At 68.6% G+C, this 24,265-nt stretch carries 20 protein-coding genes; 13 read left to right on the top strand and 7 right to left on the bottom strand.

Annotated features, from left to right (window positions below):
* Positions 1-143: 143 nt before the first annotated feature.
* Entirely contained in the window at positions 144-1,325 is a 1,182-nt protein-coding gene (locus tag LDL21_RS21570) for a polysaccharide biosynthesis protein (RefSeq protein ID WP_225281717.1), read from the top strand.
* Between the two features lie 25 nt (positions 1,326-1,350).
* Here the strand turns inward: LDL21_RS21570 and pgfA are convergent, their stop codons facing one another.
* The gene (gene pgfA, locus LDL21_RS21565; RefSeq protein ID WP_181698849.1) at positions 1,351-2,541 is read right to left on the bottom strand and encodes a cell envelope lipid trafficking protein PgfA; all 1,191 of its coding nucleotides are present in this window, start codon (positions 2,539-2,541) and stop codon (positions 1,351-1,353) included.
* 109 nt (positions 2,542-2,650) lie between these two features.
* Here pgfA and LDL21_RS21560 point away from each other — a divergent pair, with 109 nt between their 5' ends.
* Entirely contained in the window at positions 2,651-3,817 is a 1,167-nt protein-coding gene (locus LDL21_RS21560; RefSeq protein ID WP_225281533.1) for an acyltransferase family protein, read from the top strand.
* Between the two features lie 22 nt (positions 3,818-3,839).
* Here the strand turns inward: LDL21_RS21560 and LDL21_RS21555 are convergent, their stop codons facing one another.
* From LDL21_RS21555 to LDL21_RS21540, 4 genes are all read right to left on the bottom strand, one after another.
* Positions 3,840-8,453 (bottom strand): alpha-(1->3)-arabinofuranosyltransferase, encoded by a 4,614-nt coding sequence (locus LDL21_RS21555; RefSeq protein WP_225281716.1) that lies wholly within the window; start codon positions 8,451-8,453, stop codon positions 3,840-3,842.
* A 34-nt stretch (positions 8,454-8,487) separates the two neighbouring features.
* Entirely contained in the window at positions 8,488-8,658 is a 171-nt protein-coding gene (locus LDL21_RS21550) for a DUF2613 domain-containing protein (protein ID WP_181698846.1), read from the bottom strand.
* Between the two features lie 67 nt (positions 8,659-8,725).
* The gene (locus LDL21_RS21545) at positions 8,726-9,844 is read right to left on the bottom strand and encodes an isochorismate synthase (protein ID WP_225281532.1); all 1,119 of its coding nucleotides are present in this window, start codon (positions 9,842-9,844) and stop codon (positions 8,726-8,728) included.
* A gap of 57 nt (positions 9,845-9,901) precedes the next feature.
* Positions 9,902-10,369 (bottom strand): universal stress protein, encoded by a 468-nt coding sequence (locus LDL21_RS21540; protein ID WP_225281531.1) that lies wholly within the window; start codon positions 10,367-10,369, stop codon positions 9,902-9,904.
* A 105-nt stretch (positions 10,370-10,474) separates the two neighbouring features.
* On the opposite strand from LDL21_RS21540, the gene LDL21_RS21535 reads away from it, so the two are divergent.
* The 3 genes from LDL21_RS21535 (at position 10,475) to LDL21_RS21525 (ending at position 13,541) form a co-directional block, all read left to right on the top strand.
* On the top strand, positions 10,475-11,644 hold the full coding sequence (locus tag LDL21_RS21535) for a glycoside hydrolase family 3 N-terminal domain-containing protein (protein WP_181698843.1): 1,170 nt from the start codon (positions 10,475-10,477) through the stop codon (positions 11,642-11,644).
* A gap of 85 nt (positions 11,645-11,729) precedes the next feature.
* A complete protein-coding gene (locus tag LDL21_RS21530) occupies positions 11,730-12,326 on the top strand; it encodes a TetR/AcrR family transcriptional regulator (protein ID WP_067497168.1) in 597 nt (198 codons plus the stop codon).
* A gap of 60 nt (positions 12,327-12,386) precedes the next feature.
* Complete coding sequence (locus LDL21_RS21525) at positions 12,387-13,541, top strand: DUF5685 family protein (protein WP_225281530.1); 1,155 nt, start codon at positions 12,387-12,389, stop codon at positions 13,539-13,541.
* Positions 13,542-13,548: 7 nt separating this feature from the next.
* Here the strand turns inward: LDL21_RS21525 and LDL21_RS21520 are convergent, their stop codons facing one another.
* On the bottom strand, positions 13,549-15,396 hold the full coding sequence (locus LDL21_RS21520; RefSeq protein ID WP_225281529.1) for a VanW family protein: 1,848 nt from the start codon (positions 15,394-15,396) through the stop codon (positions 13,549-13,551).
* 306 nt (positions 15,397-15,702) lie between these two features.
* Here LDL21_RS21520 and gnd point away from each other — a divergent pair, with 306 nt between their 5' ends.
* The 4 genes from gnd to LDL21_RS21500 all read left to right on the top strand — a co-directional run bounded on the left by gnd (position 15,703) and on the right by LDL21_RS21500 (position 18,990).
* On the top strand, positions 15,703-16,728 hold the full coding sequence (gene gnd / locus LDL21_RS21515; RefSeq protein WP_181698840.1) for a phosphogluconate dehydrogenase (NAD(+)-dependent, decarboxylating): 1,026 nt from the start codon (positions 15,703-15,705) through the stop codon (positions 16,726-16,728).
* Positions 16,729-16,962: 234 nt separating this feature from the next.
* Positions 16,963-17,664 (top strand): hypothetical protein, encoded by a 702-nt coding sequence (locus tag LDL21_RS21510; protein WP_225281528.1) that lies wholly within the window; start codon positions 16,963-16,965, stop codon positions 17,662-17,664.
* Positions 17,664-18,647 (top strand): alpha/beta hydrolase, encoded by a 984-nt coding sequence (locus tag LDL21_RS21505; RefSeq protein ID WP_372462214.1) that lies wholly within the window; start codon positions 17,664-17,666, stop codon positions 18,645-18,647. Before LDL21_RS21510 ends, LDL21_RS21505 begins: the two co-directional genes overlap by 1 nt.
* A 112-nt stretch (positions 18,648-18,759) precedes the next feature.
* The gene (locus tag LDL21_RS21500) at positions 18,760-18,990 is read left to right on the top strand and encodes a hypothetical protein (protein ID WP_225281526.1); all 231 of its coding nucleotides are present in this window, start codon (positions 18,760-18,762) and stop codon (positions 18,988-18,990) included.
* 67 nt (positions 18,991-19,057) lie between these two features.
* On the opposite strand, the gene LDL21_RS21495 is transcribed toward LDL21_RS21500, so the two are convergent.
* On the bottom strand, positions 19,058-20,389 hold the full coding sequence (locus LDL21_RS21495) for an acetyl-CoA C-acetyltransferase (protein WP_181698835.1): 1,332 nt from the start codon (positions 20,387-20,389) through the stop codon (positions 19,058-19,060).
* 101 nt (positions 20,390-20,490) lie between these two features.
* On the opposite strand from LDL21_RS21495, the gene LDL21_RS21490 reads away from it, so the two are divergent.
* The 4 genes from LDL21_RS21490 (at position 20,491) to LDL21_RS21475 (ending at position 24,188) form a co-directional block, all read left to right on the top strand.
* Positions 20,491-21,846, top strand: a complete 1,356-nt coding sequence (locus LDL21_RS21490) for a 3-oxoacyl-ACP reductase (protein ID WP_181698833.1) — start codon at positions 20,491-20,493, stop codon at positions 21,844-21,846.
* Positions 21,846-22,715 (top strand): MaoC family dehydratase, encoded by an 870-nt coding sequence (locus tag LDL21_RS21485; RefSeq protein WP_225281525.1) that lies wholly within the window; start codon positions 21,846-21,848, stop codon positions 22,713-22,715. Before LDL21_RS21490 ends, LDL21_RS21485 begins: the two co-directional genes overlap by 1 nt.
* 489 nt (positions 22,716-23,204) lie before the next feature.
* On the top strand, positions 23,205-23,660 hold the full coding sequence (locus LDL21_RS21480) for a prolipoprotein diacylglyceryl transferase (protein WP_225281524.1): 456 nt from the start codon (positions 23,205-23,207) through the stop codon (positions 23,658-23,660).
* A gap of 111 nt (positions 23,661-23,771) precedes the next feature.
* On the top strand, positions 23,772-24,188 hold the full coding sequence (locus LDL21_RS21475; protein WP_225281523.1) for a hypothetical protein: 417 nt from the start codon (positions 23,772-23,774) through the stop codon (positions 24,186-24,188).
* Positions 24,189-24,265 lie beyond the last annotated feature (77 nt).

The following is a 24,265-nucleotide window of genomic DNA, read 5'->3' as shown; positions in this document are numbered from 1 at the left end:
AAGCGAAGCGCAGGGTGAGTCCGCTCGGACTCACATTTCGGGGTACCGCCCACCGCATGGGCGATGAGGTGCGACGATGGGGCGTGTCTTCGGTCCGCCGCCCCCCTGTTGTTGCCGATCTGACCTGGGTCACGGCCGGCGCGATGACCGCCAATGTCGCCGGTTACCTGCTGCAGATGTTGGCCGGTCGCTGGCTCGGTGTGGCCGGCTTCAGCGAGTTCGCGAGTCTGCTCGCGGTCCAGTTGTTGTGCGCGGTGCCCGCCTTGGCGATGCAGAACGTGGTGGCGCGCGAAGTGGTGCGCGGTGCCGGTCTGCGCGCGGTGCGGGCGATGCAGTGGCGGTGTGCGGCGCTGGTCGCGGCGGTCGCGGTGGTGCTGATCCCGGTCGTGGCGACGGTGCTGCACGTCAGTGTGCTGGCCTCGGCCGCTGCCCTCGGCGCCGCGCCCGCCTTGGTGATCCTGTCCGGTGAACAGGGAATCCTCCAGGGCGCCAACCAGTTCCGCGCCCTGGCGACGGTGCTCGCGCTGGCGGGAACCGCTCGCGTGGCACCCGCGCTGATCGCGCTCGCCCTCGGCGGCGGTTCGGCAGGCGCCCTGCTCGCCGCGGCGTGTGGACTCGTCGCCGCCGCGTTCGTCGCGGGCCGCATCGTTCGGTCGGCTACCGCGAGCGATTCAGCAGACCTGTCGATCGGTGGGCGAGCCGCTACCGTCGAACCACACGCGCAGGCGATCGGTGTCCTCCCGGTCCTGCGTGCCGTCCAAGTGCAGGCCGCGCTGATGGCCCTGTCCTCGGCCGACCTGATCGTCGTGCGCATCGTCCTCGACGACGCCGACGCCAGCCGCTACTCCCTCGGCACCATCGCCACCAAGATCGCCTTCTGGCTCCCGCAGGCGGTGGGCGTTGTGCTGTACCCACGCATGGCCCAGCCGACGCACTCGGCCCGCGCCATCCGCGACGCCCTGTCGGTGCTGTCGCTGATCGGCGTCGTCGCGGTTGTCGGCGCTGCCCTCGCCGCCCCGCTCGCGCCCTTGTTCGCGGGTCAGGACTACGCGCCCATCCAGGGCATGCTGTGGATTTTCGCGCTGCACGGCGCCATGCTCGCCGTCCTGCAGGGCGCGCTGCTGTCGGCGATCGCGGTGGAACGCACCGGCCTGGCGATGGTCACCTGGGTGGGTCTGGCCGTGGAGGTCGCCCTGATGCTCGCCTTTGCCGACAGCATCGGCTCGCTCATCGGCATCGCCGTCTGCGTCGCCGCCGTCACCACGACGATCGTCGCCTTGGTCGTGCTGCGCACCGCGCGAAACGACGACGGCCCCGGTCGGTGACCGGGGCCGTCGTGAACCGCTTGCCTCAGGGGCGTTTGTTCGTGTCGATCTGTTCGGTCGGCGAATCGTAGTCACCGCGCGGGAACTGAGTGGTCGGCGCTTCGTCGCCGTCCCAGCGGGTGGCACCGGTATCGGCGGCCGTGGGCGCAGGCGTCGGCCGGGTGCCACGCGGTGAGGCGTGGGCCGGGGCGCTACCACCACGCAGGCCGAGGAACAGCCCGGCCAGCAGCGCGATCACGCCGAGGATGCCGAGCACGATCGGCACGACGCGCCCGAACAGCGACAGCTTGTCGGTGTTCTCCTTGGCGATGGCCAGCTGCGACTCGACGGTCGACTCGTCGAACACGATGTGCGACTTGAGCGCGGTCACCTCGGGCTTGTCGGCCGTGCGCGCGTAGAACAGGTGGATCGATTCGCCACCCTTGACGACGGTGCCGGTCTCCGGCTCGACCCACAGGTCCCGCACGTTGGTGTAGTAGCGGGTCATGGTGACCGGCGCGTCGGCGGGCACGTCGGTGACGCCCCACTTGGCGGCGGGCAGGGTGAGCCGGTTGGTCGGTGACTGCACCACGTCCCAGGTGCTGGTGACCGGCGCGATCATCTGGAACCGGTACACCTTGGTGCTGTTGATCTCGGTCTCTTCGATGAAATTGGCGTCGAAGGACTTTCGCACGTTGATGTCGAAGTACGGGTACGTCTTCTTCTCGGTGCCGATCGGGAAGCGGTAGCCGATGCCGGTGTGCTGCACCGGTTCCATCACGCTGCCGTCCTTGTTGACGGTGACCGCGATGGAGCCGTTGGGCTCTTCGTCGACCGGCATGCCGGTGGTGCGCGAGATGGTGACGCGGTCGATGGCCGCGGTGAGCAGGCCCGTGTCACCCTGCACATCGGTGCGGCGCAGCGTCTGACCCGCCTGCAGCGTCATCTTGTCGGCGTCGGAGGGCTCCTCGACGGTGACGAAACGTTGCGAGATCAGCGGCACGTTCTTGTTGACAACGGCCGGACCGTCACCGGAGGTCAGCGACTTGGAGTCGAGGACGAGACTGTCCTCGCCCGGCTGGTTCTCCGCGATGGTGGTGATCTCGAGGTCGAGCGGAGTCTTGGCCACCTTGCTCACGGTGTAGGTGGGGATCATGAGCGCGGCAACGAGCAATGCCGCGCCCAGACCCACGAGCACGCAGGCGACCGTCCTTCTGGTACCGGCACTCAGTGCCATGCAAACTCTCCTCGTCGTTCGAACACGGATTGAGCCGACACTAACAGCCCATGACGACGGAAGGCGGCGCTGTGCCCGCTAAATCGCCGACACGGCAGACTGGACCCCGATGACGAGCCCGCACGCCCCCGTTCCGCCGCCGCGCACCTTCATCCCCGCCCTGGAAGGAATGCGTGGGATGGCGGCGCTCGGCGTGCTCGTCACCCATGTGGCTTTCCAGACCGCGGCATCCGGAACACCGGTGCTCGGGCCGATTCTGGAGCGCTTCGACATGGCGGTCGCGGTGTTCTTCGCGCTGTCGGGTTTCCTGCTGTGGCGGCCGCACGCGGCGGCCGCGCACGGGGTGGGTGCGGCGCCGTCGACGGGGCGGTACCTGCTGCATCGTTTCGCCAGGATCATGCCCGCGTACTGGGCCGTCGTGGTGTTCGTGCTCGTGCTGCTGCCCGGCGCCGCGCAGACGGCGAACCTGCGGGTATGGGTGTCGAATCTGTTCCTGCTGCAGGTGTTCGTCCCCTTGACACTCACCGACGGCCTCACCCAGATGTGGAGCCTGTCGGTGGAGGTGGCCTTCTACCTGGTGCTTCCGGTACTTGCGTTGGCGTTCGTCCGGCTGCGTGGTCCGTCGGCGCGGTGGCGTGTCCCCGTGCTGTGTGCGCTGGCCGCGGTGAGCCTGACGTGGAACCTGTGGCCGGTGCCGACACCCGACGCCATCCACGCCGACAACTGGCTGCCCGCCTACATCCCGTGGTTCGCGGCGGGCATGCTGCTCGCCGAACTGATCTACCGCTTGCGCACCGATGCCCGCTGGCCGAAGCTGCTGGCGAATCAGCCGCTGATGTGGGGCATCGCGCTGGTCGCGTTCCTGATCTCGGCGACGGAGTTCGGCGGACCGGCCGGTCTGGAACGTGCCGAGCCGTGGCAGTACGCGGTGAAAATGCTGCTCGGGGCGGTCATCGGGTTCGGTCTGCTGGCGCCGCTGGTGCTGCGCCCGGCCGACGCGCCACCGCATCGCTGGCTGGAATCGCGCACGGCGGCGGTGCTCGGCCGGTGGTCCTACGGTGTGTTCCTGTGGCACCTGGTCGTGCTCTCCATGGTGTTCCCGGTGTTCAGCCTGCTGCCGTTCAGCGGCAACTTCCTGTACGTCCTCGTGCTCACCACCGCGCTGACATTGCCGCTGGCGGCCGCCAGCTACGCGCTGATCGAGGAACCCGCGCGCCGACTGGTCCGGCGCTGGGACAAGCGCGCCGCTCGGGCGAAGGAAACCGCCCGCGCCTGAGAGTCCGCCCGGCTGCCTCGGATCAGCGACGGCGCGGAAGCGCGGCGACTCCCACCGCGACGACCGCGACAACCGCGGGTGCTTGCGCCCAGATCGAGCCACCCATGTAGGTAACCCCCGACCGCCACGTGCCGGTCGACAACGCCGCCACCGAGACCAACGTCCCGACACCGGCGACCCAGGGCAGCACCCGACTCGTCACCGCGGGCCGGAAGTGACTGCACGCCACCGCGATAACGGTGCACACCACCCCGAACGGGCCGGAAACCACCGCCACCGCACCGGTGAGCCCGAGTGCGGCCAGGGGGCGGGTACCCCATGTGGTCGGCGCCGGGCTGAGGTCGGGAACCGGTCGCCGACGTGGAATGGCAAGCAGCACAAGCGGAATCAGTAGCAGCAGACCACCGAAGATCGCCAGCCGGTACCACCGGTCGTCCGGGAACGACACGGTGATCTCCCCGCTCGTCCCCGCCGGAACAAGCCAAGCCTGCTGCCACCCGTCGACCACGACGGGCTTCAACAGCTGCCCGTCGGAGGTGTGTGCTTCCCAGCCGACATTGGTGCTCAACGGCAGTACCAGCAAGCCTGCCTTCGTCGGATCGGCTGTCGGCGAAGCGGGGCCTTCGTGGGTCGCATCGCGGGTGGGGGCTGAACCCCGAGCGCCTGATTCGCTGGTTGAGCTGTCGACGTCGGTCGGGCTCGCTGGCGCGTCAGCCGCACTGTTCTCGTCGATCGGCTCGCTGGGCAGGCCGGCAGTGCTGTTCTCTTCGGCCGGGCCGGCGGGATCGCCCCTACTGCTGTTCTCGCCGCCAGGGCTCGATTCGGAAGAATCGCTTGTCCCGCCGAGGACCGGGGCGGCCGCGAGATCGGTGCGCGGCAGCCGAATTCGGTCGACCGTGAACAGTTCCGTCGGCACGACGGTGAGGTCGGGCTTGCCGGGCAGCAATTCGATATCGGCCGCGTCCAATTCGCAGGGACGTGCGGAAACCGGTGCACCCGAACGGAGTTCGTCGGCGGTCGCGGTGACGGTCGTGTGCACTGCGCGCCCGCCGATGGCGATCACCGGCCCGGCCTCGCAGCCGATGGTCACGAGCCGGTCGCCGGGTGCGCGGGCCGGGTAGTCGGGGCCGAGTACTTCCACTTCGGCGAGACCGGCCGGTTGGGTGAGGACGAAGCCGAGCGCGGTGCGATCGAGCACCTCGTTCCACTGCTGAATGCTCACCTCGACCCGATCGGTGACGGTGGGGTGCAGCGAGATCCGTGCCGGTTCGCCGTGTTCGCGTTCGGGCAGTTCGCGCATCTGCGGACCGTTGCCGAGGTTCACCAGCACGGAGGTGGCGGTGGCGGGCAGGCCGCCGAGGGCCGTGGTGATGTCGAGCCCGGTCACCAGCGCGGGCTCCGGAAGTTCCAGCACCAGTGTGGGTTTGGCGCCTGCGAGTCCACGGACGGTGGCTTCCGGCGCGGTCCAGGTGGTTCGGGGGTCGCCGTCGGTGGCGGCGAAGGCGGCGCCGCGCAGGTCGGCCACATCGGCCTTACCGCGCGCGATCGGCCTGGTCGGGTCGGTGAGCAGCGCTTCCAGAGCCGGTCCGGGGCGGGTGCGCACGGTCAGGTCGGTGCTCACCCGCATCGGTTCGGGCACCGAAAGTGTCCGCCCGAAGACGCCGGGTTCCTCGGCGGGCAGGCCGAGTCCCTTGCTGCAGTGCACCCGCAGAGGTCCATCGAAACACGCTGTGCGACCGGGGAATTCCTGTCCGAGGTCCCAGCCGGTCACCGTGGTGCCCGCTGGAACATCGGGAAGCACGACTCGATGCCGGATATCGACGCGTACCGGCGACTCGCGTACCGAATAGTCGTCGAGGGTGAGCTCGCTGATCCCGAATTGCCCGCCGCGGGTGCCGGTTTCGGTGCGCGCGGCGGTGATCATCACCCACTCGGTGCGGCCCGCGGGCAGGGCGACGGTGACCGGCGCACCGGGCTCGGTGATTCGAGCCGACACCGTCCCACGCGATGTGCGCACCTCCACCCACTTCACCGGATCGCCGAGCGCGGCGGCGGTCGTGGTGAACTGCAGCGAACCGCTGGTGATCGGTTTGTCCAGATCCAGCCGGAGCCACTGTCCCAGTGCGGATTCCGCGCCGTTGCTGATCCATGCGGTGCTCGGATCGCCGTCCACGGCGGCGGCGGTGGAACTGCCGGGTGCCGCGCCGCCGATCTGGGTGGCGTCGGCCGCCGAACTCGAGGTGGTCACCTTCGCACCGGACCACTGGCCACGGACGAGTTCGGTGCCGTCGACGGGGTAGTCGGGGACGAGGTTGTGGGTTCGACGCGCGTCGTCCGGAGCGCGGACAGCGGAGTTGTGGTTGTCCACCCGCCCGAAATCCGATTCCCGGTCCATGGGTGTGTCGGTCAGCAGCACCGGTTCGGCCGGGAGTCCGGCGCGCGCGGCATCGGCTTCGAGAAGCACTGGGGCGCTTGCCCCGTCACGACGAACACGCTCGAGCACCTCGGGTCCGCCGCGCACGACGGGCACCGAGTCGAGTCCCACCGTGTAGGCGCCGGGGACAGAGTCGGGCGCGCCGGTGCCGCTGCGCACCTGCGTCGGCGTGCCCGGCGTCGCGGGGTCAACCCGGTAGATCTCGATGGCCGGGTACGACGGCAGCAGGTCGTTGTCGACGACCAGCCCGGCGTCGTCGGCGCGCGGTCCGATGGGCGAACCGAATTCGGCGACCTTGGTGAGCCCCGGCGAACCCTCGATGGCCTGGTGCGCCAACATCGGCCGGGTGGAGCGGGAGGTCTCCGGGTCGAGGTCGTTGCGCAGCACCACGATTCCGATGCCTTGGTTCGCCAAGGTGGTGGCCAGCCCGGTCGACGGTCGACCGTCGGCGATGAGCCGCTGCACCGAGTCCATGGCGCGGATGGTGCCCGGCGGATTCAGCGGCACCGAATCGCGCACGGCCCACGGGGTACTCGCCAGTGCCTGCAGTGGTTCGTCACGGGTCAATCCCCAGATCTGGCTGCCGAAGGGCGCCCCGGGGACGACGAGTGCACGGGTGTCGGCGGCATTGTCGGCCAGCCATCGCGCGGTGTCGGTCCAGTAGGCGGGTACCCGGTCGTAGGCGCCGCGCGGGGCGAGCCTGCCGGTCCACGCCAGCGAGGTCGCGAGGGTGAGCGCGGCCAGGACGAGCGCCGCCACGGCCACGACACGATCGCGCTCGGGATGGGCGAAAGCATTGCGCCACACCGGCATCGGCACCGACGCGGGCAGCGGCACCCGGCCGAGTAGGTGCGCGAGCCCGACCACCAGCGGCAACCGGATCAGCGGCTCGAGCTTGTGCACATTGCGCAGCGGCGCACCACCGGAGTCGAGGAAGATCCGCACCGATTCCGCGAACGGCCCGCCGAGCGTGCCGACATACCCGGCGCAGATCCCCGCCAATCCCACGCAAAGGATCAGCACGAACCGCCCGCGATACGGCATCGACGACCGCGCGAGCCCCGCCATTCCCGCCGCCGCGAGCAGCCCGGTGGCGAGCACCGCGGCGGGCTGGGTCACCAGCACGGCCCCCGCGATCCGCTCGGGCGACACGAACGGCGTCCAACTGTCGGTACCGCGCAGCACCTCGCTCAGCGCCGCCCACTGTGTGGTCACCCCCGACGACTCGATGTAGTCGAGGAACGGCGGACTCACCTTCCCGAGCAGCAGCAGCGGCACCACCCACCAGAACGTGGCGAGCACGAGCAACGGAATCCACGCCCGCGTGAACCGCCACCACCGCCGATTCGGCCGGTAGGAGGCCCACCACAGCGCGGCGGGCAGGAACGCCGCCACCGTCGCGACAGCATTCACCGACCCCATCAACGCGAGCGCGAGCGCACTACCGGCGGGCGAGAGCATTCCGCCGCGCGTGGGTCCAGACGCAACCGACTCGCCTGCGCTCGAGCCGCGACCGGCCCGCTCTCCTCGGCCACGCAGGCGACCGACTTCGCCGGACTCGGCATTCCCGGCCGTGCTCGCCGCGGTGCCGGTGGTGGCAGGCTTGGCCACGCTGTCGTCCGGCGCGTTGTCGCCTGGACTGTCGGACCGCTCGCTGTCGGGCCGCGGACTTTCCCGCGCCGTGTCGACCCTCGTGGACTTACCGCGCAGCGCCACCCCGAGCGCGGCGGGCGCGAGCAGCACCCACGGCGCCAGCATCATCGGCAGCGTTTCCGAGGAGATCGACCCGAGCGTGGTGAGCACCCGTGGCGACAACGCGAACGCGATACCCGCGATCACCCGCGACCCGCGCGCCCCGATACCGAGCGTCTCGCACAGCTTGACGATGCCCCAGAATCCGGCGAGCAGCAGCAGCGCCCACCAGACGCGCTGGGTCACCCACGCGGGCACATGCAGCAGGTGACCTGCGGAGAAGAACGCGCCGTGCGGGAAGAAGTAGCCGTAAGCCTGGTTCTGCACCTGACCCATGGGCGCCTGGCTGCTCCACAGGTGCGCGGCGCGCGCGAGGAAGCCGAGGGGGTTCTGGGCGAGGTCGTATTTGGTGTCGGCGACGGTGAGGCCGGGCGCTTGCGCGAAGGTCAGGACGAAGGCGGCTACGACCGAGCCGACGAACCAGCGCCAGCCCAGTGGCGCCTTGTTCAGGTGCCCCGAGGGGCGCGACGCACGGGCCTGCGCGTCAGCGGCTGCCGTATTCAGGAGCGTTGAGCAGCGAGGAGTCCTTGTCACCGCTGCGGTCGATCGAGGGAGCCGAGTTCTGCTGCACCGCTGCCGTGATGGCGAAGACGGCGATCGCGCTCAGCAGGGCGCCGCCGACCGCGCTGGCAACAGCCGGAACAGCAAACTTCATCGCGCACTCCAATACGTCGACGTCGGGGCCTGTCTGGTGGCCAACCTAGCAGGTGTGCGCCGGTAGGTCAGCGTTCGGGCAGTTCGCAACGCAGGGCGGCGAGCAGAGTGCGGAATTTGGCGGTGGTCTCGGCCAGTTCCTCGGCCGGATCGGAGTCGGCGACGATCCCGCCGCCCGCGCTCGCCCGCAGGACGCGCCGGTCGGCCGACAGTTCCCCGCCCCGGATGGCGACCACCCATTCACCGTCGCCGTTGCTGTCGCACCAACCCACGGCCCCGCCGTAGAAACCGCGCTGTTCGTCGGCGGTGACGGCGTCGAGCGCCGCGGCGAAGGGGGTGCCGTTCACGGCGGGCGTCGGATGCAGCAGCAGCGCCAGCTCGAGCGCGGTGGTCGACGGGTCACGCAACACCCCGCTGATGGGGGTGGCGAGGTGCCAGACCTGTTCGGTGCTCAGCAGTTCGGGCCCGTCAGGGATGTGCAGTTCAGCGCACACGGGCGCCAGCTGCTGCCGGATCCACTCGATGACGAATCCGTGCTCGTCGTTGTTCTTGCTGCTGGACAACAACTTACGGGCCTGCGCCGCGTCGGCTTCGGCATCGGGCAGGCGCGGCAACGTACCCGCGAGCGGATGCAGGCTCACGCGATCACCGTGGCGCGTGACCAGTACCTCGGGCGTGGCACCGAGCAGTGTCTCCGCCGCCCGGCCCGCCACCGACAGGTCGACCGCGTACACATTGGCCGTCGGATGCCTGGTCAGCAGATACCCCGCGAGCACTTCGGGATCGAGCGGCTCATCGGCTTCGACGACGACGCTGCGCGCGGCGACTACCTTGCGTAACTCGTCGGCCGGATCGGCCAGCCGTTCCACCAGCTTCCGAACACGCGCCACATGCTCTGCCGCACTGGGCGATCGGGCGACAACGCGCATCTGCGGCAACGGCGGCAGCGCGGCCGGACGCCATGGTCCGGTCGTGTGCAGGGCCGTCTCGGGCTGCCACAGCGCGGCGGGTTCACGGGGATCGAACGGCAACGCGCCGACGACCAACCCGGGCGACCCGTCGCGGGCCGATCCGCCGTCGCGCCACCCGCGCAGCGCCGCGACCGCCGCCGTGGGATCGGCGAAACTCGCGCGCACTCCCTCGGCGCGCAGCACCGCGTCCGGCCGGGCCAGCAGAAATCGGTTCATAGTGCTTCGACCATAACGCCGGGTACCCACCGCCGAACCGCGAGAGCGACGCAACTCTCAGTGCTCGGGCGGCACCAGGAACACCGGCCGGTGCCCGTGCTTGAGCACCGCCTCGGCCACACTGCTGTGCAGCAGTGCACGTAAGCCGGTGCTACCGCGTGTACCTGCGACGATGATGTCCACATCGAGCTCGTCGGCACAGTCGACGATGGCGTTCCAGATGGTTGTCGTGCACTCCACGGTTCGCGCCTCGGCATCGATACCCGCCTGCTTGGCCAGCCGCACGCCCTCGGCATTGATCTTGCGGGCATCGGTGTAGGCGATGTCCTCGATCTCCTCGTCGGGCACCCATTCCGGTTGCATCACCCCGGCGAGCCCGGAGATGCGGGCGGCCTGGCGGACCATCGGTTCCCAGGCGGTGAGCAGAATGGCGCGTTCGGCGGAGAGGAACCGGCCCGCGTACTGCACGGCGCGCTTGGCATGTTCGGAACCGTCGTAGGCGATGAGCATCCGATCGCACGGCATGACGACCTCCTGCGCAGGGTCTTTCCCCCAGGTTACCCGGCCATTTGCCGCTTGAACCGAACCTGACGGCGCCACCGGTTCCGGTCCGGGTCTACCGTGGAGTGCATGCGGAAATCGCCTGTGGTCGTGTTCGCAGTTGTCGCCGCCGTCGCCACCGCGTGTTCGGGAGGGTCGTCGACCGAGACGACCACCGCCGCGAGCAGCAGCGGCACGGCGCCGTCGTCGGAGGCCGGCGCCCCGGTCGCCACCACCGGAGCCCAAAAACCTTGCGGGGCCGACTATCTCGGTACCTTCTCGCAACGCGAGAAGCTCGCCCAGCTGCTCACCGTCGGCATCACCGGCGCCGACGACGCCACGAATGTGGTGACCACCGAGCAGGTCGGCGGCATCTTCGTCGGTAGCTGGACCGATCCGGGCCTACTCGATCGCGCCCAGCTCGACGCGGTGAAAGCTCTCGCCAAGGCGCCCCTGATGGTGACGATCGACGAGGAGGGCGGGCGTGTCTCGCGCGCGTCGGCCGTGATCGGTGAGGCGCCCTCGGCCCGGGTGGTCGCCCAGACCCAGACACCCGAACAGCACTACCAGAACACGCTCACCCGCTCGAAGGCGTTGAAGGACCTCGGCATCACGGTCGATTTCGCGCCCGACACCGATGTGAGCGCCCAGCCCGACAACAGCGTCATCGGCGACCGCTCCTACAGCGACGACCCGCAGGTGGTCACCGAGTACGCCGACGCCTACATCCGTGCCTCCAACGAGGTGGGCCTCGGTTCGGTCATCAAGCATTTCCCCGGTCACGGCTCCGGTTCCGGCGATTCGCACACGGGCGCGGTGCGCACGCCGCCGTTCGACGAGCTGAAGACCAAGGACCTGGTGCCGTTCCGCAATCTGGTGAACTCCGGCGCCGCCGTGATGGTCGGCCACCTCGACGTGCCGGGCCTCACCGAACCCGACACCCCGGCCAGCATCAGCCCGGCCGTGATGTCGCTGCTGCGCCAGGGCACCGGCTATGGCGCCGCACCGTTCAACGGCCCGATCTTCACGGACGATCTGGGCGGCATGGCCGCCATCACCGACCGCATGACGATCGCCGAAGCCGTCGAGGCCGCGCTCGTCGCCGGGGCCGACAATGCGCTCTGGATCACCACCGATGCGGTGCCGCAGGTACTCGACCGCTTGGAGCTGTCGGTGTCGAGTGGCAAACTGCCCGCTGATCGAGTCGATGCGTCGGTGCTGCGGATGGCCCGCTACAAGGGTGTCGCACTGGGCTGCTGAGCGGCGTGGCGACTGTGCGGCAAATGGGCACGGGTGGAACTTACCTTGCAGTAAGATGGAGTCTCACCCTGCGGTAGGAGAGTGGATGGCAGGCGGGACGAAGCGGCTTCCCCGGGCGGTTCGCGAGCAGCAGATGCTCGATGCCGCCGTCGAGGTATTCGCGCGCAAAGGCTTCCACGACACATCGATGGACGCGATCGCCGCCGAGGCGAAGATCTCCAAACCCATGCTCTACCTGTATTACGGCTCCAAGGACGAGCTTTTCCGCGCGTGCATCCAGCGCGAGGGACTTCGCCTGATCGAGGCCGTCGCGCCCGCGGGCAACCCCAAACTCAAGCCGCACGAGCAGGTGCGAACGGCGCTCGAGGGCTTCCTCGATTTCGTCGACCGCAACCGGCAATCCTGGCAGGTTCTCTACCGGCAGGCAATCGGTCAGCAAGCATTCGCCGCCGAGATCGAGAACGCCCGCGAGCGCGTCATCGAACTCACCGCGAAGCTGCTGGAATCCAGCGCCAGGCACGCCGAGCCCGGCACCAATTTCGAGGTCGTCGCCGCCGCCGTGATCGGTGCGGGGGAGGCCATCGCCGACCGGGTCGCCGGCGGCCGGATCGAGGTGGCCGAGGCGGTCGACCTGCTCGACGATCTGGCCTGGCGCGGCCTCGCGGGTCGCAAACCCGAGTAGCGGTTGCCCCGGCCGTCGCGACCTGCGATCGTGCTTGTCTGGTAGTTCACGAACGACGGGGTGGCAGTGTTCGGAGTGTTGAAGCCGTGTGCGCACGGTGCGGCGAAGTACGGCATCGATCCGGACCAATGGCAGGCGCACATGTGCGGGCTGTGTCTCGGCCTGCGCGACGGTCACGGCCAGCTGGCCCGAGCGGCGACCAATACCGATGCGATCGTGCTCAGCGTGCTCACCGAGGCGCAGGCAGGCACGGGTTCTCGGACGAACGCCGCCCCCTGTCCGTTGCGCGGCATGCGCCGGGCCTCGGTGGTCGCGGCCGACGCACCGGGTGTGCAGCTGGCGGCCACGGCGTCACTCCTGTTGGGCGCGGCCAAGATTCGCGATCACGTCGACGACGGTGACGCGGGAGCGTTCGCGCGCCGCCCGATGCGCAAGATCTCCGATTCGTGGGCGACCCGTGCACAACGCCAGGCCGACGCCATCGGCCTGGATGTGGCCCCGCTGCTGACCGCGATCGCCGCACAGCCTGGACTCGAAGCGCGTGCGGCGGAAGGGTGCCTCGAAGACCTCACCGGTCCCACCCAGCTGTGCGCGGCCACCCTGTTCGGCCACACCGCCACCCTGGCAGGCCGCCCGGAAAACGTTGCGGCCCTGCAGGAAATCGGCCGCCACGTCGGCCGCATCGCTCACCTGGCGGACGCGATCGAAGACCTCGAACGCGACCGCGCGCGTGGCCGCTTCAACCCGCTCGACGCGACCGGCACCGACATGCCGCGCGCCTACGAACTGGTCCGCGAGAGCGAGGCGAGCATCCGCCGGGCGGCGGTCGAGGCCGAACTCGACCAGGTACCGACGGTGCGTTGGGCGCTGCTCGATCCGCTCGCGGCGCTCCTGCGCAACCTGGGCCGCGGGCTCGGGCTCATCACCGGGCACACCTGTCGCGCCTCGGCGAATCACGAGCCCTACCGATTCCCTTCCGCGCCGGAGCAGAAGTCGTCCGGACCCGGCCCGCTGAAGGCGATCGGCCAGGTCTGCGGCGTCTACTGCACCGGTGCGGCGTGCTGCGTCGACCACAACAGTCCTTGCGACGGCAGGCGGAAGAAAGCCTGGCGCAAGAAATGCAAGGACTGTTGCGACGCGTGCGAGTGCTGCGGCAACTGCGGCGAGTGCGGCAAATGCTGCGGCGACGGTTGCTGCTGCGACTGCAACTGCTAGGAAAACCTCACTCGCACTTCACGATCGGGATGGGGTCGTACTTCACGGTCCGCGTGTGCCGCGAGATCTGTTGCCCCGTCTTGCGATCGGTGATCACCCGGGTGTCGGAGATGGTGAATCCGGGCGCGCCTTCGGAGGCGATGCAGTCCTTGCCCTTGGGCAGGGTGATCTCGGTCGGCTCCGTCGGCTTGGACTTCTCGCCGGTGATCGACTCCACATCAACGGTTTTCGTTCCCCACAGCCGCACCGTGATGTCGGACCCGGTGGCGACGGCCTGGATGAACACACCGTGTTCGGAGTTGTTGCGGAAGGCCAGGTCGATCGCGCCGTCGAACACCGTCGCCTCGCGCGCGGCAGGGTAGCGCGAGATGTAGTAGCTGTGCTCGGTGTGCCCGGCGTCTTCCATGCCGGCGAAGTAGGCGGCGTTGTACAGCGTGGTGGCGAACTGGCTGATGCCACCGCCGACCGCCGTGCTCGGCCTGCCCTTGTCGATGATGCCGGACTCGACATACCCTTCCGCGGCGGTGCGCGGACCGGTGAAACCGTTGAGCGAGAACGTATCTCCGGGTTTCACGACGGCACCGTTCACCTTGGCGGCCACGGTACGGATATTCACCCCGGAGGGTCCGCTGAACCCGCCGGTGGTGAATTCGCCGATGGTTTCGTTGATGCCGAGCTTCTCGGCGGCCTCGGTGGTGAGCTTCGGTTCGATGCGCTGATAAACCGCCTCGAACGACCGCTCACCCGGCTGAGTGAGCAGCGCGGGCAGCTTCTCCAGCGTCTTCGCCCAGTCGATCTTTTCGCCGACCACGGCAGGTACGACCGTCGGCTTCCCGGCGCCGACGGTGAACGTGGCGTCCTTGGGTTCGATCTCGGTGGTCACCACCTGCGGGCCGAGCAGCCCGATCACGGCGTCGCTGTCGATCTGCGGGGCGAGCCCGCCCTTGCCGTCGGGTACGAAACTCAGCACGCTCGCGATCTGCTCGGGCGTGAGGGCCACCCGGGTGTCCTTGGCCGCCAACGTGATCGGCGAGGCGACAGCGGGTGTGGCGATATCGCGCAACGCCGCCTGCACCGCTTCGGTTCGCACCTCCACCGGTGCCGCGACGACGGGTAGGTCGAGCAGGCTCACCTCGGCCCAGCGCTCGGTGATGGTGCTGCGCGCGCCGTCGATGTCGAGCACCCGGCCCGGGACCGGCGGCACCGCGACAGGCGCACCGTTCTCGAAGCGAACGGTGCCTTCCACGGTGGGGTTGTCGTGGGTGCGGAACGTGCTCAGCTGCTGATCGAGCGCCGCGTTGTCAACGGTGCTGGACACGGAGACCTCGCGCGTCCCGAACAGTGAGACCAATCGGCCGACCGGGTTCAGCGGCTGACCGCCGACGGCGTCCCAGGTGGCGTCCCAGTCGATGCCGAGACCGGCCGCCGAGGGCACCATGCTGGCCTGCACATCGCCGATGCGCACGGGCAGCGGTTGGTCGGCGCGCGGTCCGAGGACGCTGCGCAGCTTGGCGTCGGCCTCGCCCTGCTCCATCCCGCCGACCTCGACGCCGGCGATGACGACGCCGCGCGGCACCTCGCCCACGTTCAGCGCTAAGTCGGCCAGGTAGGCGGCGGTGCCGACCGCGAACACGGCACCGACGGCGATCCCGATCCGCTTGACCAGCTGCTGGTCGCCCGGCGGGGTCGGCTGGGGCGCCTGTGGGCGGTGGTCACGGGCGATGGTGCTGATGGGCTGGGTGGGCAGGGCGGTGGTGTCGGCATCGAAAGTGCGATTTGCTTCGAGCAGCTTGCGTAGTCCGACCTCGCCCCGCCCTCGGTCCGCCGGTCGTCCGGCGGTCGACTCGCTGGGCACGGAGGTCCTTCCGTTTCATGGGCCCCGTTGGGTTTACCGGGTGCTCGCCAAGGGTAACGGCCCGGCGCGCACTCGGCAGCCCGGCGAAGTGGGGCAGACAACAGGAAGGCCCCGTGTAGTTGCCGGGTCGGGGGTCTGGCAACTACACGGAGCCGATCTGTTTATCGCGGCCCTCACCGGGGCGTTACAGCCCATTTTCGATCGATTTCGACCGGGCGCGCGATGCCGCCGGGCAGCTGGGCTCGGTCGCGCGCGACAATCAGGGGTGAGACTCGCCACCAGGGACCGGACAACGAGGGAGAACTGATGCAGTTGGGAATGATCGGCCTCGGCCGGATGGGCGCCAATATCGTGCGCCGCATCGTGCGTGACGGGCACAGCGCCGTCGGGCACGAGCGCCACCAGGGCCACATCGACGAGCTGGCCGCCGAGCTCGGCGACAGCTTCCGGGGCAGCACCGACCTGAAGGAATTCGTCGGGATGCTCGACGCGCCACGGGTGGTGTGGGTGATGATTCCCGCCGGTGCCACCGGCGCCGCGATCGACGAGCTCGCCGACCTGCTCGAGCCGGGCGACACCATCATCGACGGCGGCAACAGCCGCTACCACGAGGACATCAAGCGATCGAAGGCGCTGGCACCCAAGGGGATCCACTACCTCGATGTCGGTACCTCGGGCGGCGTCTTCGGTCTGGAGCGTGGCTTCTGCCTGATGATCGGCGGCGAGGACGAACAGGTGCGCGCGCTCGAGCCGCTGTTCAAGTCGATCGCGCCCGGCGTCGATGCCGCACCGCGCACCCCCGGCCGCACCGGTGAGCCGACCCCGTCCGAGCAGGGCTGGCTGCACTGCGGCCCGGCGGGCGCGGGTCATTTCGTGAAGATGGTGCACAACGGCATCGAGTACGGCGCGATGAGCGCCTACGCCGAGGGCCTCAACATCCTCAAGCACGCCGACATGGGCGCCGATCACGGCGGCGAGCACTCGGCCGAGGAGACCCCGCTCGAGCACCCGGAGTACTACCAGTACAAGCTCGACATCCCGGAGATCACCGAGGTGTGGCGGCGTGGCTCGGTGGTGGCGTCCTGGCTGCTCGACCTCACCGCGGGCGCGCTGTTCGCCGACCCCAACCTCGATTCCTTCAGCGGCCGGGTGTCCGATTCCGGCGAGGGTCGCTGGACCATCGACGCGGCCATCGACACCGCCGTCCCGGTCCCGGTGTTGTCGGCCGCGCTGTTCCAGCGCTTCTCCTCGCGCGGAGAGGCCGAATACGCCGACAAGATGCTCTCGGCCATGCGCAAGGCGTTCGGCGGCCACATCGAGCTGCCGAAGTAGTCCTCCGCACCCGGCCTCCCGTCACCACGGGAGGCCGGAGCGGGGCACAAACTTCCGGAGATTACCTGGTCAAACCGGCCTTCAAGAGTAAAACAAGGATGTTCCACAAATATTGGAACGTGTTCTTGTTTTCCAGGACAACTGTCCAATTCCACCGTTACCTTGTCGCCAGAGGGGGAGCACCACTCGATGAGGATTCGCCCCACCCGTCCAGGTGGGGCTTTGGAGGAAATCATGTTCCGGACTTCGCGCACCGCCGCGGGAATCGCCACGACCGCGCTGGTCGTCGCCTGCGCGGGCGTAGCCCTCGGCTCCGGCGTCGCCGCCGCCGACACCACCTGCTCGGTGCGTAGCCACGCCGAGAAGCGTGACGCGAGCACCGTCGGCGTCACCCACGTCTACGACAAGATCGCGAGCGCCGAGGAGATCGGCGTGGGCACCACGGTCACCTACAAGGTGGTCGTCGGGACCACCGGTATCGGCAATCCCTACGTCAACACCATCACCGACTTCCCGCCGAGCGGCTTCGGTGCCCCCGTCAAGACCACTGTCACCGCCTATCACGCCATCGGCGGCCAGGTCACCGAGGATGTGACACCCGAACCGAACGCGGGCGGCTGGAAGGTCACCAGCACCGGCTGGTTCGTGAACTCGGGCAACCCCGTGACCCTCACCATCACCTACCCGGTCCCGTCCTCGTTGCAGCCCGGTCAGCAGGTGACCAGCGGTGGTGTCGGAGTCGCGGGCACGGTGGGCGTGAGCAACGAAATGCCCAACCTCACCGCGTGTTTCACCGCACGTGGCGCCAATGCGGGCGAGACGGTGATCGGCAGTCTCGGCGAGAACGGCCTCGGGTCCTCCGAGGGTCAGCTGAGTTCTACCGGTTCGGCGACCGACATCCTTTCCGACGTGCTGCGCAACCTGATCGGCAGCTGATGTTCGCCCGGCTGTGTTCGATCGTGGCAGCGATCTCGGCGTCGATCGTGCTCACGGTCGGCACCGCCGGGGCCGACGTCTCCCGCCTCGACAGCGTCGAGCGGCCCGGCCAGCGGCAGCAGACGCTGCACGTGTACTCCGCGTCGATGGACCAGGTGATCCCGCTGCGGGTCATCACGCCCTTCGACACCAGCGAACCCCGCCCGACCCTGTATCTGCTGAACGGGGCGGGCGGGGGCGAGGACCTGGCGAACTGGTACGACCAGACCGACATCGTCGAGTTCTTCGCCGACAAGAACGTCAACGTCGTCACCCCCGCCGAGGGCGCGTTCTCCTACTACACCGACTGGCAGCGCGACGATCCCAAGCTCGGCCGCAACAAATGGCAGACCTTCCTCACCGAGGAACTACCGCCGATCATCGACACCACCCTCGGCACCACCGGGGTGAATGCCGTTGCGGGCCTGTCCATGTCGGCCACAGCTGCCCTGAACCTGGCCATCGCCGCACCTGATCGCTACCGTGCCGTCGGTGCTTTCAGCGGCTGCGCCACGGTCGAAGATCCGATGAGTCGCGCGTTCATCGATCTGGTGCTGGCCCGAGCGGGTGCCGATCCGGTGAACATGTGGGGCCCGCCGCACGATCCCGCCTGGCGCGCCAACGACGCCTACCTCAACGCGGATCGACTGCGCGGCAAGGCGATCTACTTGTCCAGTGCCTCCGGGCTCCCCGGGCCGGCCGAAACCCTTCCGCCCGGCGCGACTCCCGGCAAAGCTCTCGGCCTGGCCAACCAGATCATGCTCGGCGGCGCCATCGAAGCGGCGGCCAACTTCTGTACTCAGCGGCTGGCCGCTCGCCTCACCGAGTTGAACATCCCCGCGCACACCGTCTTCCGGCCTGCGGGCGCGCACACCTGGCACTACTGGGAACAGGATCTGCACGCTTCCTGGCCGTTGCTCGCCGCCGCCATCGGCGCGGAATAGTCCGTTACACAATAAGTTTCGGCGAGTCAAGCCCCCACAAGTTTCGGAAACGCTCTCGCTGAAACCCCCGATGTGACAGTTAGCTCTGCTCAGTTACCCGAGAGGTTCCCCCATGCACCGTCGAATGATCCGAGTCCTCGTCACCACCGCTGCCGTCGCGGGCATCGCCGCGGGCGCCACCTCCCCGGCCCTCGCCGCCCCCGCGCAGCCTGCGGTCATCGCCGAGTCCGGCTCCGCGGGCACCGGTTCCGCCCTCATCGACTTCCCCCTCGGCATCATGAAGCTCATCATCTGCGGTCCCTGGGGCGCTGCCGAGCCGCACCCGAACCCGATGTGCCGCTGACAAAGGCCCGAAAACAACTGCGGCGGCCCCGGATTCCGGGTGCCGCCGCAGCTGTTTCAGCGTATGACTACCGCTCGATGATCGCGACGACGCCCTGGCCGCCCGCAGCGCAGATGGAGACCAGCGCGCGACCGGAACCCTTCTCCGCCAGCATCTTCGCCGTCGAGGCGACGATGCGGCCGCCGGTCGCGGCGAACGGGTGGCCCGCGGCGAGCGAGGAACCGTTCACGTTGAGCTTGCTGCGGTCGATCGAGCCGAGCGCGCCGTCGAGACCCAGGCGCTCCTTGCAGTAGGCGTCGGACTCCCACGCGGCGAGCGTGCACAGCACCACCGAGGCGAAGGCCTCGTGGATCTCGTAGTAGTCGAAGTCCTGCAGGGTAAGGCCGTTGCGGGCCAGCAGACGCGGCACCGCGTAGGTGGGCGCCATCAGCAGGCCGTCGGGGCCGTGGATGTAGTCCACCGAGGCCACCTCGGAGTCCACCAGGTGCGCGAGCACCGGCAGCTTGCGCTCGGCGGCCCACTCGTCACTGGACAGCAGCACCGCCGACGCGCCGTCGGTGAGCGGCGTGGAGTTGCCCGCGGTCATGGTGGCGTCGCCCAGCTTGGTGCCGAACACCGGCTTCAGCGTGGCCAGCTTCTCGACGGTCGAACCGGGACGCAGGTTGTCGTCGCGGGTCAGGCCGAGGAACGGCGTGATGAGGTCGTCGAAGAAGCCACGGTCGTAGGCGGCGGCCATGTTCTTGTGCGAGAGGTAGGCCAGCTCGTCCTGCGCCTCGCGGGAGACACCGAATTCCTTGGCGGTGATGGCGGCGTGCTCACCCATCGACAGCCCGGTGCGTGGCTCGGCGTTGCGCGGGATCTCGATGCCCAGCATCGAGGGGCGCAGCTGCCCGACCAGCTTGAGCCGGTCCTTGTTGGTCTTGGCGCGGTTGGCATCGAGCATCCACTCGCGCATGTCCTCGCTCACGCCGATCGGCGCGTCGGAGGTGGTGTCGGTACCGCCGCCGATGCCCGCTTCGATGCGGCCCATCGCGATCGCGTCGCCGACGGTCGCCACGGCCTGTAGGCCGGTGCCACAGGCGAGCTGCAGGTCGTGTGCGGGGGTGTAGGGCGAGAGCTTGGAGCCGAGCACGCTCTCACGGATCAGGCTGTGCTCGCCCACGCGCTTGAGCACGGCACCGCCGACGACCATGCCGAGGCGTTCGCCCTGCAGGCCGAAGCGGCTGACCAGCCCGTCGAGGGTGGCGGTGAACATGTCCTGGTTGGACGCGTGCGCGTAGGCCTTGTCGGAGCGCGCGAACGGAATTCGGTTACCGCCAACGATCGCGACCGGGCGCTGCGTCTTCGCGGTTTTGGCGGTACTTGCCTTGGCCGCCGTCGAGCGGGCTTTGCTTGTCACTCGAGTTCTCCATGGTCTCGTCGGGTGATCGGTTGTCATCCAACTTACTCTGGAGTAAGTTCGTTGTCGACACCGTACCCGCGAATGTGAAGGTAGGAACAGTGGCAGCCAAGAGCAAGGGCGCACCCAACCTCTACGGATCCTTCATCCACTCCGCCCCCGGCGCGTTCCTCGCGAGCAAGCTGGGCCTGCCCCAGCCCGCGGAGCTGCGCCGCTACAAGGCAGGCGAGCCCGCGCTTCCGGGCCCGGTGCTGCTCGGCGGCAAGGGTCGCCTCGCCGAGCCGATCCGTGCCCTGCTCACCGATTACACCATCGCCGACTCGCTCGAGTCCGGAACCAAGTACGGCGCGCTGGTCTTCGATGCCACCGGCATCGACTCCATCGAGAAGCTGTCGCAGCTGTTCGAGTTCTTCCAGCCCGCCATGCGCAGCCTCGCCCCGTCGGGCCGCGTCGTGGTGCTCGGCAGCACGCCGGAGCTGGTCGGCTCGGTCGACGAGCAGATCGCCCAGCGCGCGCTCGAGGGCTTCACCCGGTCCGTGGCCAAGGAACTGCTGCGCGGCGCCACCGCCCAGCTCGTCTACGTGCACCCCGAAGCCGGCTCCTCGGCCACGGGTGTCGAGTCGACCCTGCGCTTCCTGCTCTCGGCCAAGTCGGCGTTCGTCGACGGTCAGGTCATCCGCGTCGGCAAGGCCGATTCCGTGGCCCCCGCCAGCTGGGACAAGCCCCTCGCGGGCAAGGTCGCCGTGGTCACCGGTGCCGCGCGCGGTATCGGCGCAACCATCGCCGAGGTGTTCGCCCGTGACGGTGCCACCGTGATCGTCGCCGACATCCCCGCCGCCGGTGAGGCGCTGTCGGAGACCGCCAACAAGGTGGGTGCCACCGCCCTGGCGCTCGACGTCACCGCGCCCGACGCCGCCGAGCGCCTCGCCGAGTTCGCCACCGAGCGTTTCGGCGGCATCGACATCGTCGTCCACAACGCCGGCATCACCCGCGACAAGCTGCTCGCCAATATGGACGAGGGTCGCTGGAGCTCGGTCATCAACGTCAATCTCGCCGCCCCGCACCGCATCACCTCCGGCCTCGTCGCCAAGGGTGTGCTCAAGGAGGGTGGCCGCGTGATCGACGTGTCCTCCATCGCGGGCATCGCGGGCAACCGCGGCCAGACCAACTACGGTGCGTCCAAGGCGGGCGTCATCGGCATGGTCGACGCCGAGGCGCCGCTGCTGTCGGAGAAGGGCATCACCATCAACGCGGTGGCCCCCGGCTTCATCGAAACCGCCATGACCGCCGCCATCCCCGTCGGCACCCGCGAGGCGGGCCGCCTGATGAGCTCGCTGCTGCAGGGCGGCCAGACCGTCGACGTCGCCGAGACCATCGCCTTCTTCGCCAGCCCGGCGTCGAACGCGGTGAGCGGCAACGTGGTTCGCGTCTGCGGGCAGAGCCTGATCGGCGCCTGATGACCCAGACCATCACGCTCACCGAGATCCCGAGCAACGGCGCGCTGTACGCGAAGGCGGCCCTCGGCGCCGTCCCGCTGCCCGCGCCGCTCTCGGGCCGCAAGCCCACACTGCCCGACCGCCGGGTCACCATCGAGGGTGTGCGGGTGGACCCCGACCACCTCGCCGCCTACTGCCACGCCACCGGCCTGCGCTTCGGCGACACCCTGCCGCTCACCTACCCGTTCGTCCTGGCGTTTCCGCTGATGATGGAACTGCTCGTGGCACGGGACTTCCCGTTCACCGCAGTGGGTTCTGTGCACTTCTCGAACGTCATCGAACGCACCCGGGAGATCTCGGCGGCCGAGCCGTTGGACTTCACCGTGCACACCGAGAACCTGCGCGAGCACCCGAAAGGCCTGCTGGTAGACGCGGTTACGGAGATCCGCGTCGGCCGGGAACTGGTGTGGCGTCAGGTGGCGACCATGCTGCACCAGCAGCGCACCTCGCTGTCCGGCGGTCCGAAGTCCGCACCCCCGCCGGAGGAGGTACCCCCGCCGCCGCTGCGCGTGCAGCGTGTCGATCAGAAGATCATCAACCGCTACGCCGCCGCTTCGGGCGACCGCAACCCGATCCACGTCTCCGGAATCGGCGCCAAGGCAATGGGTTTCCCCACCACCATCGCCCACGGCATGTGGTCGGCGGCCACCATCCTCGGCACCATCGAGGGCCGGGTCCCCGAAAAGGCCACGTACACGGTCAAATTCGGTAAGCCGATTCTCCTGCCCTCCTCGGTGAACATCTACGCCGAGAAGGCCGGAACCGGCTGGGACTTGTCGATGCTGCACCCCAAGAAGGGTTTCCCCCACCTCACCGCCACCGTGCGCTGAGTTCTTCATTGCCGGAAGGCCGCGTATCCCATTCGGGATATGCGGCCTTTTCCGTTGCGCACGTGGTTATATGACGGGCAACCAGTAGCTATACAGTGTCAATCAAACCGGTTGCGCGACAATCGTTCTGGCTGATCGTTCTGTTACCGGTCCTGCGTGTGACATCAATCATGGTGTACGCCAGGTATTAGCTGGGTAACAAGATGAGTTCGGCGCCGTGACGAAAGATCGCGAGCGCGTGGTGCTTCGGGCCGAATCCGCCTCGGAGCCGCAACCGACCGCTTGTACTGCAGTGTTCAACTTTTCCAGCTGGCATCGAGTTCTGGATTCCGAACGATCGTTCTGAAACCCTCGCACCGCTCTCCGGTCACCTCTTCCTTGACGGCAAATGTTCAGCATTGCCCTGGCAAGTGCCCCGAAAACAAGTGTCTGCGGAACTGTCCGCCCCCCGTGTTAGAAACTTTCCAGTCGGCAACGCAGTCGGCAATCATGCTTAATACCAAGGGGTTCCACTTCATGAAGAAGATCCGCACGCTCGGTTTCGGCATCGCCCTCGCGGCCGGTATCGCCATGTTCGGCACCGGCGTGGCCTCCGCCGCCGAAGAGCCCGCAACCGGCTCCTCCGAAAGCCTGGCCGCCATCGTCGAGGCCCTGTCGAGCGGTTCGGCTGCTGCGGAGGACCCGACCGATCCGGCCGACATCGCCGAGGAGCCGGCGGAGACTCCGGACACCGGTTCGGCTGACAGCCTGGCCACCATCCTCGAGGCCCTGTCCTCGGGTTCGGCCGGCGCGGAAGAGCCGACCGATCCGGCCGACATCGCCGAGGAGCCGGCGGAGACTCCGGACACCGGTTCTGCTGACAGCCTGGCCACCATCCTCGAGGCCCTGTCCTCGGGCTCGGCCGGTGCCGAAGAGCCGACCGACCCGGACACCACCACCCCCTGATTCATCAGCACGTAGAAAACAAATGCCCCGTCCCCGACGGGGCATTTGCCATACCGGCACAGCATCGGCCGCTGCGTCAGCCGAACCACTCGATCCCGCAGGAGATGCTCGATGCCAGGAATGCCACTCGACCGCCACGGGACGCTCGACACAGAACTCGGCGGCTCGGTCCTGGCCGAGATGACGGAAGAGGACCTTGTCGCCGAACTACACATCAGCACATCAGGGCGAGGCGAATTCCGCGTCTCCCTGCAGTCGACCTGTCAACCATTCATCGTCCCCTCCGACGACACCCTGACACTCGCGGGCCGAATAGTAGACCTGCACGCTGAGCACCAGACCAACCTCGAAGATCTCTGGTACCGCTACTCGAAGTTGCCGAACGGCCAGTGGAACATGGAGTCCCGCTTCGCATACGGCGCCTCCGAATCCAGGAATTCAACGGCCGCCGTCGACAACCCTCACCGAGCACGGTCTTCGTCGGCAGTGCGTTTCCGGCGCTTCTTCGGTCAGTCCGGCAGCTCGTAGGGAAACTCTGGTGTCCGCACCGTGTTTGCCGCGCGCGTTCAGACCACCTCTCGTCGGATATTGCGGGGGCGTGCTCG

Source organism: Nocardia rosealba (assembly GCF_020216065.1).
GTDB lineage: Bacteria > Actinomycetota > Actinomycetes > Mycobacteriales > Mycobacteriaceae > Nocardia > Nocardia rosealba.
This window is presented reverse-complemented; position numbering and strand designations above follow the sequence as displayed.

Bases quoted from the DNA above. Each gene is read 5' to 3' on its own strand.
- LDL21_RS21535 (WP_181698843.1), top strand. From the start codon at position 10,475: ATGCGGAAATCGCCTGTGGTCGTGTTCGCAGTTGTCGCCGCCGTCGCC.
- LDL21_RS21475 (WP_225281523.1), top strand. From the start codon at position 23,772: ATGCCAGGAATGCCACTCGACCGCCACGGGACGCTCGACACAGAACTC.
- LDL21_RS21485 (WP_225281525.1), top strand. From the start codon at position 21,846: ATGACCCAGACCATCACGCTCACCGAGATCCCGAGCAACGGCGCGCTG.
- LDL21_RS21505 (WP_372462214.1), top strand. From the start codon at position 17,664: ATGTTCGCCCGGCTGTGTTCGATCGTGGCAGCGATCTCGGCGTCGATC.
- LDL21_RS21550 (WP_181698846.1), bottom strand. From the start codon at position 8,658: ATGAAGTTTGCTGTTCCGGCTGTTGCCAGCGCGGTCGGCGGCGCCCTG.
- LDL21_RS21560 (WP_225281533.1), top strand. From the start codon at position 2,651: ATGACGAGCCCGCACGCCCCCGTTCCGCCGCCGCGCACCTTCATCCCC.
- LDL21_RS21510 (WP_225281528.1), top strand. From the start codon at position 16,963: ATGTTCCGGACTTCGCGCACCGCCGCGGGAATCGCCACGACCGCGCTG.
- LDL21_RS21530 (WP_067497168.1), top strand. From the start codon at position 11,730: ATGGCAGGCGGGACGAAGCGGCTTCCCCGGGCGGTTCGCGAGCAGCAG.
- LDL21_RS21545 (WP_225281532.1), bottom strand. From the start codon at position 9,844: ATGAACCGATTTCTGCTGGCCCGGCCGGACGCGGTGCTGCGCGCCGAG.
- LDL21_RS21540 (WP_225281531.1), bottom strand. From the start codon at position 10,369: ATGCCGTGCGATCGGATGCTCATCGCCTACGACGGTTCCGAACATGCC.
- pgfA (WP_181698849.1), bottom strand. From the start codon at position 2,541: ATGGCACTGAGTGCCGGTACCAGAAGGACGGTCGCCTGCGTGCTCGTG.
- gnd (WP_181698840.1), top strand. From the start codon at position 15,703: ATGCAGTTGGGAATGATCGGCCTCGGCCGGATGGGCGCCAATATCGTG.
- LDL21_RS21480 (WP_225281524.1), top strand. From the start codon at position 23,205: ATGCTTAATACCAAGGGGTTCCACTTCATGAAGAAGATCCGCACGCTC.
- LDL21_RS21500 (WP_225281526.1), top strand. From the start codon at position 18,760: ATGCACCGTCGAATGATCCGAGTCCTCGTCACCACCGCTGCCGTCGCG.
- LDL21_RS21570 (WP_225281717.1), top strand. From the start codon at position 144: ATGACCGCCAATGTCGCCGGTTACCTGCTGCAGATGTTGGCCGGTCGC.